Here is a 14,034-nt window from a genome sequence, read left to right as displayed (position 1 = left end):
TTATAAGTTTCACATAATTAAATGATTACTGCCGGAACGTTGAATGGGTAGTTTCTGTCTTACCCATACCTTAGAGCAGCGTACCGCTTAGTAAAGCAGCTGCTATGGTGAAATAAATTACCAGCCCTGTAACATCTACGAGCGTGGCCACAAAGGGAGCTGAAGAAGTGGCGGGGTCAAGGCCGAGCTTGTGCAGCAGGAACGGAATCATGGAACCAGACAAGGTTCCCCAAAGCACAATGCCTACAAGCGAAAAACCAATGGTTAAGCCGATCAGGTGCGCATACGGGCCATAATCGTACAGGCCGGCCTGTTGCCATACCATTATCCGAATGAATCCTATTACACCCAAAATTAAACCAAGCAGCAAACCCGACAGCACTTCCTTCCGCATCACATACCACCAGTCCTTCAGGTAAAGTTCTTTAATAGCCATGGCTCTCACGATGAGCGTGGCTGCCTGGGAACCGGAATTACCTCCACTCGAAATAATAAGCGGAATAAACAAGGCTAATACAACCGCCTTCTCCAGCTCATCCTCAAAATAGCCCATAGCCGAAGCGGTCAGCATTTCGCCCAGGAACAGGATGATGAGGACGCTTGCTCTTTTTCGAACCAACGACAACAGCGGTGTGTCGGTGTATGAGAGGTCAAGGGCTTCCAGACCACCGAATTTCTGAATATCTTCGGTATCGCGCCGTTCGATTTCGTCAAAAATATCGTCGTGGGTTACGATGCCAACCAGCACACCGCTCTCTGATACCACCGGCATAACCGCCCTGTCGTATTTGTCGAAATGTTCAATGGCTTCTTCGCGGGTCATGGTGGTGGTGAGGCTCACAAACTGGTAATCCATCAGCGAATCCATGGTTTGCTCCTCGTCGGCCATAAGCAGCTTTCCTATCCGGATGTCGTCCACCAGTTTGTTTTCTTTGTCTACGATATAGACATGGTTCAGCGTTTCTGCTTTTTTGCCGTAGCGCCTGATGTTCTGCATGGCCTGCTTTACCGTCCACCCTTTTTTTGCCTGTATGTAATAAGGTGTCATTACGCGGGCAATGCTTTTTTCGGGGTAGCCCAGCAGGTTGAGCGCAATCCGTTTTTCCTCATCAGAAAGCAGGTTGATAGACTCTTTTATCAGCAGATCCGGAAAGTTCTCGAAAATCTCGGTCCGGTCGTCGGGTGCCATGTTTTCCAGAATCTCAGCTGTTTCTTTAGAGCCAAGCTCTTTCAGAATCTCCTCCTGCACGGTGTGGCTAAAATAAGTAAAAACCTCCGCTTTCAGGTGCCCTGGCAGCAGCAGAAATGCGATAATCCGCTCCTTTTGGTTTAGCTCGTTTATGACCTCTGCAATGTCGCTGGGGTGTTGGGTTTTTAAATCCTGTATGTTTAATCCGTTGTAGAGAGCCTTCATAAATAGCGAAAATTAAAGTTTTAGTTCAGGTTGAGTCCAAACGCCAATCCGACCCAAGGCTTGCGCTGGTAAACCCAGCTGCTCCTGTTGCTGTCCATCAGGAAATCAGCACCTACCGCCAAACCGATCGACAGGTTGTTAACGCCTAACACCGCACCGATTCCATTCGAAAACAGCACCCCATCGTATTCATAACTTACCTGGTTATTTGTAACGGTTTCGTTTACGACGGAAGAGCCTAAACCTGTAAAAAGCCCTAAACTGTAGCCAAAGTGGTTAAAATGTTTGCGGTAATTCTGCAAGGGCGTTGGCTTATAATTGATCTTAAACACATCGCGCCGCATGCCCAGGTATAATGCACCCTGAAAATTTGTGTTTAGCTGAGCAGGCAAACCGCCAGCCGATGGCCTGAATTTAAAAGGCATTGTCAGCACATCCAAATCAAATGAGGGTTTGGAAAAGCTTAAGGTTGCCGGCAGTGCCTGTTGCCTCTCTTTCGGCAAATCGAGGGCAACTACCCGGCTGGTATCAGGCTGCCATGTATCGGAAACTGACTGCAACGGGAAAAGAAGGAGCTGTTCTTCGTTAAAATCGACATACACACGGCTGGTTAAGGAGTCGGAAAAGCGTTGCCGGTAAATGCCTTCTGAAAATTGGTACTTAGGAGATTCCTGGTATGAGGCACAACCCCCAAGCAGCAGTACCAGCAAAGCCAGCGTTATATGTAGTACGACAGGTTTCAGATGAGTGAGTGGTTTAGTTTACAGCACCAGTATGAATAGTAGCTGTACTTCAGAAAGCGGTTTTGAGTTTTACAAGTGCTGTAACTACAGTCTTGCTAAGCCATGTAAGTGATTCTTCTAATGAAAACAGCCTTCCAAAGGTTATTTAGGTAAATTCTTCCAAGGGTAGGCCAGGCTTTATTTATTTGTAGTTGGTTTAGTAAACCGAAAAGGTCAGGATGTTATGGTGCATCCTGACCTTTTCGATTAATAGAGTGGTATTTTATCCGTTAACCTATCCTGGTTAAAAGCTGGTTCTTAATTCATAAGCCAGCCGCATACGTTTAATAAGCCGCTCCGATTCCTGGAAGTTAACAGTTTGCTGACCATCTGAAAAGGCTTCTTCCGGTTTCTGGTGCGTTTCATAAATCACACCGTCAGCACCGGCCATAACGGCAGCCAGCGACATATCCTCCACATAATCGCGCAAGCCGATGCCGTGCGATGGGTCTACAATAACGGGTAAATGAGTTTTGGCCTTAAGAACCGGAACTGCGTTCAGGTCGAGTACGTTGCGGTAAGCATTTTCGTAAGACCGGATTCCGCGTTCGCAGAGTATAATTTTTTCGTTTCCGTTCGAGAAAATATACTCCGCTGCCTGTAACAGCTCTTCCAAAGTGCCCGATATGCCGCGTTTCAGCAGTACTGGCTTCTGCGCCTCGCCCAAGGCATCGAGTAAGTTAAAATTCTGGCTGTTGCGGGCACCCACCTGAAACACATCCACATAAGGCAACATGTCTTCAATCTGCGATACCTGCATCACCTCGGTTATGATCTTAATGCCGTTTTCGTTGCACAACTCATGAAACATTTTCAAGCCATCGAGCCCCATGCCTCTAAAAGCATAAGGAGAGCTGCGAGGCTTAAATACTCCTCCACGCATGATTTTCACCTGGTTAGCCTTCAGGTGCTCCACCACTAGTTCAATCTGTCGCTCACTCTCAATAGAACACGGCCCGGCCATGATGCTGAATTGCCCCTCCCCGATAACTACACCATCGCAGAGGTCTATCTGCGTTGGAGCTACCCGCCATTTTCTGGAGATAAGTTTATATTCATCTGAAACTCTGTGTATGTCGGCTACGCCTGGCAACTGCCCGATGGAGCGGATATCGAAGTCTTTCTTCCCGATGGCTACCAGGTAATCGCCTTCCTGCGTTTTTACCTCGGTGACTTTGTAGCCGATGGCCTTCACCTGCTTTAGAATGTTCTCTTTCAGATTATCTGGCAGGCCCTGTTGTAGTTGAATGATCATGGCTTAGTTTCTGATGCTTTGGATAAACGAACTGATATTTTGCTCCAATTCTCCCTCCTGACCTAATGCTTTAATAAAGGCACTTCCTATAATGGCCCCTTTGGCGTGGTTGCAGGCTTGGGCAAACGTTTCGTTGTTATGTATGCCAAAGCCGATCATGCCTGGGTTGCGCAGCCCCATATTTGAAACGCGCTGAAAATAGTCTGTGTTGGCTACTGCCTTGCCGGTGGTGCTACCTGTTGTAGAGGCCGATGACACCATATAGACAAAGCCATTGGTGTGGCTGTCTATCTCACGGATGCGCTGCTCGGGCGTTTGAGGAGTAACCAGAAAAATTTTGCTTAGGCTGTTTTCTTCAAAGACAGATTTATACTCACGCACATAATCCAGGAGTGGCAGGTCTGGCAGAATAACACCATCTATCCCAATTTCTTTTGCTTTTTGGCAGAACCGCTCCACCCCATATTGCATCACCGGGTTCAGGTAGCCCATCAGCACCAATGGTATTTGCGTGTGTTTCCGGATGTCCTGCAACTGCTGGAACAACCTGGGAATGGTCATGCCGTTCTTCAGGGCAATTTCGCTGCTCTGCTGAATGGTAGGTCCATCGGCCAGCGGGTCAGAGAAAGGCATGCCAACCTCAATCAGATCAACACCGTTTTTTTCCAGTTCCAGAATTATAGGAACCGTATCTTCCAGGTTTGGGTAGCCGGCTGTAAAGTAAACGGAGAGCAGCCCCTGCTGCTTTTCTGCAAATAGGTTCTTTATTCTATTCTCCATCGAAGTGAAATCTCTTTAAATAGGTTGCTAAATCTTTATCGCCGCGTCCTGACAGGTTCAGCACCACCACTTCGTCTGGCTTGGCTCCAATTCTATCTAAGGCAGCTAAGGCGTGGGCACTTTCTAAGGCCGGAATGATGCCTTCTAGCTTGGTCAGCTCCAGTACTGCCTGCAGTGCCTCCTCATCGGTTATGCTTTTGAAAATGGCGCGACCAGACTGGTGCAGGTGCGCGTGCAGTGGCCCTACACCCGGGTAATCTAAGCCGGCGGAAATGGAATAAGGCTCCACTACCTGTCCGTCTTCGGTCTGCATCAGCAAGGTGCGGCTACCATGTATCACACCTTCTTTGCCAAGCACTGAAGTTGCTGCCGACTCACCAGAGTCTATTCCCATTCCGGCTGCCTCAACGGCTACCAGCTTAACTTCCGGGCGATCTAAGTAATGGTAAAAGGCACCGGCTGCGTTGCTGCCGCCACCAACGCAGGCCACCACATAATCAGGGTAGTCGCGGCCTTCCTTCTCCTGCAGCTGCGCCATCATCTCTTCTGAAATAACCGCCTGAAAGCGAGTAACCATATCCGGGTAAGGATGCGGGCCTACAACAGAACCTATTATATAGTATGTATTTTCCGGGTTATTGATCCAGTCGCGGATAGCCTCGTTTGTTGCATCTTTAAGGGTGCGGCTGCCGCTGATGGCAGGCACAACCGTTGCACCTAACATCTTCATACGGGCCACATTAGGGGCTTGCCGTTCAATATCCACTTCACCCATGTATACAATACACTCCAGCCCCATCAGGGCGCAGACGGTGGCCGTGGCCACACCATGCTGCCCTGCTCCTGTTTCGGCAATAATGCGCTTTTTGCCTAGCCGTTTCGCCAGTAAGATCTGGCCCATGGTATTGTTTATTTTATGAGCGCCTGTGTGGTTCAGGTCCTCCCGCTTCAGGTAAATTTTGGTATTATATTTTTCTGATAAGCGTTTTGCAAAATATAGCGGGGTTGGTCGGCCTACATAATCTTTTAGCAGCCCCTGCAACTCCTCCTGGAATGCCGGCTCGTACATTATTTTCAGGTAGTTCTGACGCAACTCCTCCACATTAGGGTAAAGCATTTCGGGTACATACGCTCCGCCAAACTTCCCATAAAAGCCATTATCATCTACTGCGTATTTCATGTTTTTTAGTTAAGAGTTAAAAGTTATGAGTTTAGAGTTATTGATTCACGTTACTCAGTACTCTAACTTTATTATTATCAACTTTCTAATTTTAATTTATTCACCTTATTAATTTCTCAAAAAGGATTTTCACTTTCTCGACATCCTTTAGCCCAGGCTTTGTTTCAAATCCGCTGTTAATGTCGAGGGCAAATGGCTTTCTGCTGATGCTGCTGATGTTGGCTATATTCTCAAGGTTCAGGCCTCCGCTAAGCAGGTACGGCTTGTGGAGGTGATAATTTTCCAACACCTGCCAATCGAAAGTTATGCCATTGCCGCCGTATTCTTTGCCCTTCGTATCGAAAAGAAAATAGTCGGTGCAGTTGGTGTAGGCATTTAATTCACTAAAGTTAAAGCTATCGTCCACAGAAAAAGCTTTAATAACCTCTACACCTGCTGCTTGCATAGCTGCACATAGTTCAGGAGCTTCATGGCCATGTAACTGTACCAGATCGAGTTCAAGATCCTTTACCAGCCGCTTCATCTCCAGCTCCTGTTCATTTACAAACACACCCACCCGCTTAATGTTATCAGGTAGTTGTTTTAAAAAAGCCAGATCTGCTGCCTTTCCGGCAAAACGCCTGGAGCCCGGGTAAAAGATAAAGCCCATGAAAGCGGGATGGAAGGCAGCTATCTGCTGCACATTCTCAGGCTCCCGCATACCACAGACTTTAACTAACATAGTGGGCTTTTTTATCAAGCAAAGTCCGGAATGCTTGAATAAATTCGGCGGCTGCTCTCTCTGGCCTGCTGGTGGTCATAAATGTTTCGCCAATCAGGAAACCGTTAAATCCGGCCTCACGCAGTTCCACCAAAGTTTCCGGCTTGCTTAAACCACTTTCTGAGATTTTGGTTATACCTGCCGGAATGTATGGTGCTATGTCGTAAGAAGCGGCAATGTCTGTTTTAAAGTCTTTCAGGTTACGGTTGTTAACTCCCACCACTGTCACGAATTCATTCATGGCGGCGTCTAGTTCCTCCTTGTCCCGCACCTCCAGCAACACCTCCAGGCCCAGAGAACGGGCAAAGGAAGCAAGTTCTTTAAGTCTGGCTGGTTGCAAAGCTGCGGCAATAAGCAAAATGGCATCTGCCCCTATCGACTTGGCTTCTATAATCTGATATTCGTCTACCGTAAAATCTTTACGGAGAATAGGGCAGTAATTAAACTTTCGGGCCGTCATTAAATCTTCGTTCTTGCCGCCAAAATAGGGTGTGTCGGTAAGCACAGATAAGGCAGAAGCACCTGCCTGCATGTATCCGATAGAAGTTCGCTCCACCGAAACGTAAGGGTTGATATCTCCCTTGGAAGGTGATCGCCGTTTGATTTCCGCAATGATACCGCTTTTGTCGGGGCGTAGCAGGTAGTGGTCTAAAGATATGCAGGGTGTCTCGAAATAGAGGCTTTTCTCTAGTAACTTAACCGGAAACAAAGCTTTGCGATCTGCAACTTCCTGGTACTTAAAATTTATGATTTCTTCTAGAACATTCATGTTTTTAGATGTTAGATACTAGATTTTAGATGATAGATTATTTTGGTTGATTGTAAGCTTTATTGAAAAGTCTGACATCTAATATCTAGCATCTACTATTTCTGAATTGTCTTTTATCAGGTTCTTAAACAGGCTATAAGCTTTTCCTGCTACAAGTGTTTCTTTAGCTATAGCAGCGGCATCCCGGAAGCTAAGTTCAGGTTTGGCACATTGCAGCGCTATACCGGCATTGGCAGCAACTACGGCAGTCTGGGCCTCTGTTCCCTGGCCTTTGAGCACATTTAAAAAAATATCTGCGGAACCCGCTATGTCTGATCCACCTTTTATCTGTTCGTGCTGCAAAGTCGGCAGCCCAAGTGTTTCTGCATCCAGCAGAAGTTCGCTTTTATCGGATATTAGTTTAAATGGGCTGGTTAAAGAGACTTCGTCATACCCATCTAACGTGTGGATGATGCTGTAGTGTACATCGCTTTGCTGATAGAGGTACCCATACATCCGTGCCAGCTCCAGGCTGAAAACTCCCACCATCTGGCGTTTCGGGAAAGCCGGGTTCACCATAGGACCCAGCATGTTGAAGAAGGTCTTCACACCGAGGTCTTTCCGGATAGAGCCAACACTCTTCAGGGCCGGATGAAATAATGGCGCGTGCAGAAAACAAATGTTGTGCTTTTCGATGCTTCGCTCCAGCTCACCGTGGTTGGTAGTGAATTTTATGCCTAAGGCCTCCAGCACATTAGAAGAACCGCAGGTAGACGACACGCCGTAATTTCCGTGTTTGGCTACTGCTACTCCGTTGGCAGCTACTACAAACGATGAAATGGTAGAGATGTTAAAGGTATCTTTGCCGTCTCCACCAGTTCCGCAAAGGTCTATGGGGTTGTAGGCATCCAGGTTCACGCGATGGCACAGTTCTAAGAGCGCATCCCGGAAACCTTCCAGCTCCTCCACGGTAATGCTTCGCATCATGTACACCGTCAGAAAGCTGGAGATCTGGTTCTGATTATACATACCAGCCGTAATATTAACCAGCACCTCCCGCGCCTGCTCCTTTGTCAGCGCCTTATGCTCAAATAAATGGTTCAATATTTCTTTCATACTTCAGGATTTCAGATGATAGATGTTAGATATTAGACAAAAGGTTTAGATGAACGACTTCACAGGTTTATAGAACAGGCAAGTCCATCATCCATAATCTAGTATCTAAGACTCTAACCAGTTTTTAATGATGGACTTTCCGTGTTCTGTTAGCACAGACTCAGGGTGAAACTGGACACCTCTTACATCGTACTCCCGGTGCCGGAGCGCCATAATATTGCCTGTTTCGTCTATGGCGGTGGCTTCGAGGCAATCAGGTAAGGCTGCCTCTACTAACCAGGAGTGATAGCGGCCGGTGTTAAAGGCAGTCGGAAGATTTTTAAACAAGACTTCCTCCTGATCAGACACTACTACTTGCGTAGAGACAGATACACCATGCCATACTTCGTTGCTGTTGAACAACTTACCGCCATATACCTCACCTATTGCCTGATGCCCCAGGCAAACGCCGAACAGACTCTTGGATGCTCCATAAGTGCGAATAACATCTTTTAGTATGCCGGCTTCATCTGGAATACCGGGGCCAGGAGATAGCATGATTTTATCATAAGCGCCTACTTCTTCGAGGCTAATTTTATCGTTTCGGTGCACCACCACCTCGGCTCCTAACTCCTGCAGAATGTGCACGAGGTTGTAAGTAAACGAGTCGTAATTATCTATTACAAGAACTTTCATATCGGGTTAATTTATCTCCTGGGCAATTTGTAACGCTTTTCTGAGGGCCATAAGTTTATTATCGACCTCCTGCAGCTCATTATCAGGCGATGAGGCAGCCACAATGCCGGCTCCTGCCTGGTAATAGAGCTTGTAGTTTTGGCTAAGGAAAGACCTGATCATGATGGCGCTGTTGAAGTTGCCATTAAAGTCGAGGAAGCCGATGCAGCCACCGTAAAAAGCTCGGTTGGTAGTCTCATAACGATCAATGAGTTGCATGGCCATGTGTTTGGGTGCCCCGGATAGTGTGCCTGCCGGAAAGGTGCTGGCGACCATCTGCAGCGAGTCGGTTTGCGGGTGCAGCTTACCCGATACTTTAGATACGAGGTGAATGACATGCGAATAGTATTGCACCTCGCGGAAGGTTTCTACTTTCACTTCTGATCCGTTTCGGCTCAGGTCGTTGCGGGCCAGGTCAACCAGCATCACGTGTTCTGAGTTCTCTTTCGGGTCAGCCAGCAGCTTCTCTGCCAGCGCTGCGTCTGCTGCATCGTCGCCGGTTCTCCGGAAAGTGCCGGCAATCGGGAATATACTGGCTTTGCGGTCTTTTATTACTAGCTGCGCCTCAGGAGAAGAACCGAAGATCTTGAAGCTGCCGTAATCGAAATAAAACAGGTAGGGCGACGGGTTCACCGAGCGCAGGGCGCGGTACACGTTAAATTCATCGCCTTTAAAAGCCTGGGCAAACCTCCGCGACAGCACCAGCTGGAACACATCGCCTCTGAAACAATGCTGCTTTGCTTTGGCCACATTCTCCAGGAAACCTTCGCGGCTTATGTTGTGCTCCTCTTCACCTGATGTTCTAAACGTAAAGCTCGGAATGTTGAGGCTGTTCAATAGGGCTTCCAGCTGCGCAATGCCATCTTCTTCGTTCTGGGTGTAATTATGCGAGAAAATAAAAGCCTCGTTGGTGAAGTGGTTGATGGCAATAACATACCGATAGGCTGCATAATATAACTCCGGAATCTGCAGGCGATCAGGCCGAAGGCTCAGGTCCAGGTCTTCGTAGTAGCGCACAGCATCGTAGCTCATGTAGCCAAACAGCCCATTGTGTATAAAGCTGAAGCCAGCCTGTTCCTCCACCTCAAACAGCTGCGAAAATGCTGCCAGTTGCGCCGGCACATTTATTTCGGGCGTTATGGGAGTTTGTTGGGAGGAGCCATCCGGATATTTTTCCGTGATAACCTCATTTTCTACTTTAAAGCTTGCCATCGGGCCACAGCAGATATAGGAAAAACTGTTTTCGGCACCGTGGTAGTCTGAGCTTTCGAGCAGAATACTGTTCGGGTACTGGTCACGCAGTTTCAGGTACACGCTAACCGGTGTCAGGGTATCGGCCAGGAGCCTCTTGTGCTTTGTATAAATTTTAATTTTTTTCATGTGTGCTTAGTAGAAAAGAAAAGGCCTGCTATTCGTGTGAACAGCAGGCCTTTAATACCTTTGGTTATGCTAAATCTTATTTTATAGGATTCATAGCAGGGCTGTCCACGATGTTTTTACCAACGTGCCACCACCATGCTGTATGAAGATTCTGATTCATCATGCCTTTGTTCTATGGGCTAAACTAATTGAAAGCAAATGTATACGTCTGCAACTATACTTGCAAAACTTTTTTAAACAATTATTAAAAATAATCTAATTTGATGTTTAATTAGCTAATCAAACCAATAATTGTTAGTAATTATTCAAATGAAAATACCCTTCCAACGCATTTTGCTCCAATTTTAGTCAAGGGTAGCCAGCCTTTAAAAATTCCCTGGGTTTACTATCTGTACAAAATACTCTTCCTGGTCAGCCACCTGCCGGATCAGGAGGTTGTAAAAATCGATACAGCCATCAAACACGCTTAGCGCAATGCGTTCGTTTACATTGTGAACACGGGTGGCATCATCGGGCGTTACGAGTTGCGGGGCAAACCTGAAAATATTATCGGTGAGGCTGGCATAGTGGCGGGCGTCGGTGCCTCCCGGAAAAAGAGCCGGCACCACCAGCGCTTCAGGAAACAAGGTCTCAATGGTATTCTTCAGTGCCTGGTACACCCACGTGTCGGTTTTTGCTACCGCAGATGGAGGTGAATACGTGCCATAGCCCGCCACCTCTACCCTTTCATCGCTGATGGCTTTTACAAGATGCGCTCTGGCACTTTCTTCTGTTTCACCAGTCAGCAAGCGTACATTTACAATGGCCTGCGCCACCCGTGGCAGCACATTCTCCTTTTCGCCGGCCTGAATAATGGTGGGCGATGCCTTGGTGCGGATCAGGGCATCGGTGGCCATGTTTTTAGAAAGCTGTTTTTTAATGGTGCCTTTAAACAAGCCGAAGTGTTGCATAGCAAACTTGCTTTTGCCTCCCAGCCTGTTGCTCAGTATTTCGAGGGTCTCTTTGGTAGATGGCGTAATATGAGCTTTAAAGGGGTTGTTGTTGATGTTAACGATTGCCTGGCTCAAAATGGAAATAGGAGTTTCATTTGGAGGAATTGAAGAATGACCTCCATCGCCTTTCACCGTTAGCCTGAAATTAGCGCTGCCTTTAGAGGCTGTTCCGATAAAAGCGATCGGCTCTTCTATTCCCGGAAATATACCTTTGGTTACGGCAAGTCCTTCGTCGAACACCGCCTCCAGTTGCTGATATCGCTCCTGCAGCAGTTCACTTATGGCCCCTGCTCCCTCGTTACCACCAATTTCCTCGTCGTGCCCGAACGCCAGCAAAATAGTGCGCTCTGGCATGTAACCGTTCAGCAATAGTTGCTCCACTGCCTCCATAATGGCAATCACGCGGTATTTATCGTCGAGTGCGCCCCGCCCCCAGATGTGCCCATTAGTTATAATTCCTGAAAAAGCCTCCTGTTCCCATTCATCCATCGAAACAGCCTCAACCGGCACCACATCGATGTGCGCGCTGAGCAATACCGGCTTCAGCTCCGGATCTGTTCCTGGCCAGGTATAGAGCAGACTTTGTTTATTTATAATCTCACGGGTAAGCCTGCTATGTAGTTCCTTAAAAGCATTCTCCAGATAATCGTGTAAGGCAATAAATTCATCTGCAAAGGTGTTCTTATCTTCAGTATCGGAGATGGTTTTAAATTTGATGGCTCCCGACAGCTTTTGCACTGCCTCCCGATACCTGCTTCCTTTAGCTTCGGCCATTAGTGAGTCAGGGGCTGCACAGGCAACAGTAGCCGAAACACGGTAAGGGCAACAGAACGTAAGCAGGAACAGCAACAAAAGAGGAAAGGGTGCAAGGTGTTTTTTCATCGGGATTGAATATAATTAAATTCTGGCTACCGAAAAAGAAAATTAATTAACCGGATGGTCAGGAGCCCGAAAACCAGCAAGCTCTTAAATTAAACATCTGTTTTGTTGGCTTTTAAATGAGATCCGGGAGAAAACAAATAAGAAACTTAGCCAATGCTAACAGCAACAACAGGCAGGCATTTAAGTTCACGTTCTTTTAAAAATAGTGTTTTTCCTGTTTTTTTAACGATAGTGTTCTTACTTTTACAATCATCGTGTTTAATGAAAGCTCAGTAATAGCTGATGAGAAACGAATTACTTTTTAGAGAATCCTACATTGCGATAGAATATAACGAAGCCGACGACTGGATTTATGTGAATTGGCGTGGCTTCGTGAATTATGAAACTGTAACTGCCGGCTGTGAAAAAATATTATTTTTCATGCAAGAGAAGGGGTGCAACAAAATCCTGAACGACAATACCAATGTGGAGGGAATTTGGTCGGGTGCCTCTAAGTGGGTAGGTCAGGAATGGTTTCCACGCATGGTCGCTGCCGGTATGTTAAATTTTGCCTGGGTATACTCTTCCAGCGCCTTCAGCAGGCTCTCTGCCGATAAAGCCCTCAAAAATACTGACGACCTTAACCCCATCCGGACGTTTGATAATATTGATTCAGCCCAAGACTGGCTGCGTTCAGTATAGAGCCTTCCACCCCGAATTATTCCAATGGTTTTGGCCTTCCAAAGGTTTTTCTGAAATTTTGATTCAAGGGTATTAAGCTTAAGCCTCCACAAAAGAGGGTGATCCTGCAACAGGATCACCCTCTTTTGTGGAATTTTGAATTTGGCGAAGCTTCTAAAGATTACAGTGTACCTTTGGTACTGGGTATGGTGTTATCCTGCGGGTTACGCTGCACTGCCATTTTTATGGCTTTGGCAAAGGCTTTGTAAATGGCCTCTATCTTATGGTGCTCGTTCTGCCCTTCCGCTTTAATATTCAGGTTAGACTTGGAGGTGTCGCTGAATGATTTGAAGAAGTGGAAGAACATCTCGGTGGGCATATCGCCTACCATTTCACGCTTAAAATCGGCATCCCACATAATCCAGGGGCGACCGCCGAAATCTATGGCTACCTGTGCCAGCACATCGTCCATGGGTAGCAGGAAACCATACCGGTTAATGCCTTTTTTGTCACCGAGTGCTTGCAAAAAGGCTTCTCCTAAGGCTAGTCCTGTGTCTTCTATGGTGTGATGCTCGTCTATGTGCAGGTCACCGTTTACTTTTACACCCAGATCGACCTTGCCATGTTTTGCCAGTTGCTCCAGCATATGGTCAAAAAAGCCAAGTCCGGTTCTGATATCCATTTTACCTGTTCCATCGAGGTTCAGATCTATAGAAATATCGGTTTCGGAAGTTTGGCGTCTGATGCTGGCTTTACGCTCCGGCAGCTTCAGGTACTGATAAATTTCATCCCAGGAGTTGGTGCTGAAGTTAGCAGCAGCCTGTGCTTCTTCGCCAATAAAAATGGCTTTTGTACCCAGGTTCTTTGCCAGCTTTACATCTGTTAGCCGGTCACCAATAACGTAAGAGTTCTCCAGGTCATATTCTCCTTCCAGGTAACGCTTCATCATGCCAATGCCTGGTTTCCGTGTCTCAAGACCTTCGTGCTCAAAACTCCGGTCAATTAAAACTTCAGAAAACCGGATGCCCTCGCTTTCCAAGATTTCCATCATTTTGTTCTGGTAGGGCCAAAAGGTATCTTCCGGGTAAGAATCTGTACCAAGTCCGTCCTGGTTGGTTACCATCACAAACTCATAATCAAGTTCCTGGTAAATTTTCACGAGGTTATAAATCGCCTTCGGAACAAAGGCAAATTTCTCAAAAGAATCTACCTGAAAATCGGTTTTTGGCTCTACCAGAATGGTCCCATCCCGATCTATAAAAAGTGCTTTTTTCATTTTTTGAGATTTTAGATGCTAGATTTTAGATGTTAGATTTTTGCAGGGCTTCCTTTGTTCCTGGCATTTTTCTAACAACAATCATCTCACATCTA

Annotated in this window: 13 protein-coding genes; 1 reads left to right on the top strand and 12 read right to left on the bottom strand. The window is 46.8% G+C overall.

All coding sequences use genetic code 11. The annotated features are described in order from the left end of the window. Positions 1–70: 70 nt before the first annotated feature. The 11 genes from mgtE to FVR03_RS02970 form a co-directional block, all read right to left on the bottom strand. Positions 71–1,414, bottom strand: a complete 1,344-nt coding sequence (gene mgtE / locus FVR03_RS03020; protein ID WP_147920289.1) for a magnesium transporter — start codon at positions 1,412–1,414, stop codon at positions 71–73. Between the two features lie 20 nt (positions 1,415–1,434). Next, complete coding sequence (locus FVR03_RS03015; protein ID WP_147920288.1) at positions 1,435–2,124, bottom strand: hypothetical protein; 690 nt, start codon at positions 2,122–2,124, stop codon at positions 1,435–1,437. A gap of 316 nt (positions 2,125–2,440) precedes the next feature. Beyond that, complete coding sequence (locus tag FVR03_RS03010) at positions 2,441–3,451, bottom strand: bifunctional 3-deoxy-7-phosphoheptulonate synthase/chorismate mutase (RefSeq protein WP_147920287.1); 1,011 nt, start codon at positions 3,449–3,451, stop codon at positions 2,441–2,443. A gap of 3 nt (positions 3,452–3,454) precedes the next feature. After that, a complete protein-coding gene (trpA, locus tag FVR03_RS03005; protein WP_147920286.1) occupies positions 3,455–4,231 on the bottom strand; it encodes a tryptophan synthase subunit alpha in 777 nt (258 codons plus the stop codon). After that, a complete protein-coding gene (trpB, locus tag FVR03_RS03000; RefSeq protein WP_147920285.1) occupies positions 4,221–5,411 on the bottom strand; it encodes a tryptophan synthase subunit beta in 1,191 nt (396 codons plus the stop codon). The genes trpA and trpB overlap by 11 nt, the downstream gene beginning before the upstream one ends. Before the next feature lie 100 nt (positions 5,412–5,511). Then, positions 5,512–6,132: a phosphoribosylanthranilate isomerase gene (locus tag FVR03_RS02995; protein ID WP_147920284.1), complete on the bottom strand. Its 621-nt coding sequence runs from the start codon at positions 6,130–6,132 to the stop codon at positions 5,512–5,514. After that, entirely contained in the window at positions 6,122–6,940 is an 819-nt protein-coding gene (gene trpC / locus FVR03_RS02990) for an indole-3-glycerol phosphate synthase TrpC (RefSeq protein ID WP_147920283.1), read from the bottom strand. The genes FVR03_RS02995 and trpC overlap by 11 nt, the downstream gene beginning before the upstream one ends. A 78-nt stretch (positions 6,941–7,018) precedes the next feature. After that, positions 7,019–8,035 carry an anthranilate phosphoribosyltransferase gene (gene trpD, locus FVR03_RS02985; RefSeq protein ID WP_147920282.1) on the bottom strand — a complete coding sequence of 339 codons (1,017 nt, stop codon included), beginning with the start codon at positions 8,033–8,035 and terminating at the stop codon, positions 7,019–7,021. 105 nt (positions 8,036–8,140) lie between these two features. Further along, a complete protein-coding gene (locus FVR03_RS02980; protein ID WP_147920281.1) occupies positions 8,141–8,710 on the bottom strand; it encodes an anthranilate synthase component II in 570 nt (189 codons plus the stop codon). Between the two features lie 6 nt (positions 8,711–8,716). Further along, on the bottom strand, positions 8,717–10,129 hold the full coding sequence (locus FVR03_RS02975; RefSeq protein WP_147920280.1) for an anthranilate synthase component I family protein: 1,413 nt from the start codon (positions 10,127–10,129) through the stop codon (positions 8,717–8,719). A gap of 365 nt (positions 10,130–10,494) precedes the next feature. Beyond that, positions 10,495–12,003: a M20/M25/M40 family metallo-hydrolase gene (locus FVR03_RS02970; RefSeq protein WP_147920279.1), complete on the bottom strand. Its 1,509-nt coding sequence runs from the start codon at positions 12,001–12,003 to the stop codon at positions 10,495–10,497. A 282-nt stretch (positions 12,004–12,285) separates the two neighbouring features. Here FVR03_RS02970 and FVR03_RS02965 point away from each other — a divergent pair, with 282 nt between their 5' ends. Then, on the top strand, positions 12,286–12,684 hold the full coding sequence (locus FVR03_RS02965; protein ID WP_147920278.1) for a hypothetical protein: 399 nt from the start codon (positions 12,286–12,288) through the stop codon (positions 12,682–12,684). A gap of 160 nt (positions 12,685–12,844) precedes the next feature. Here the strand turns inward: FVR03_RS02965 and hisB are convergent, their stop codons facing one another. Next, positions 12,845–13,939, bottom strand: coding sequence for a bifunctional histidinol-phosphatase/imidazoleglycerol-phosphate dehydratase HisB (gene hisB / locus FVR03_RS02960; protein WP_147920277.1), 1,095 nt, complete (start codon positions 13,937–13,939; stop codon positions 12,845–12,847). Positions 13,940–14,034: the final 95 nt, after the last annotated feature.

Origin of the sequence: Pontibacter qinzhouensis (assembly GCF_008017455.1) — a bacterium.
GTDB classification, from domain to species: domain Bacteria; phylum Bacteroidota; class Bacteroidia; order Cytophagales; family Hymenobacteraceae; genus Pontibacter; species Pontibacter qinzhouensis.
The sequence above is the reverse complement of the archived record's forward strand: the minus strand, read 5'-3'. Positions and strand labels throughout refer to the sequence as shown.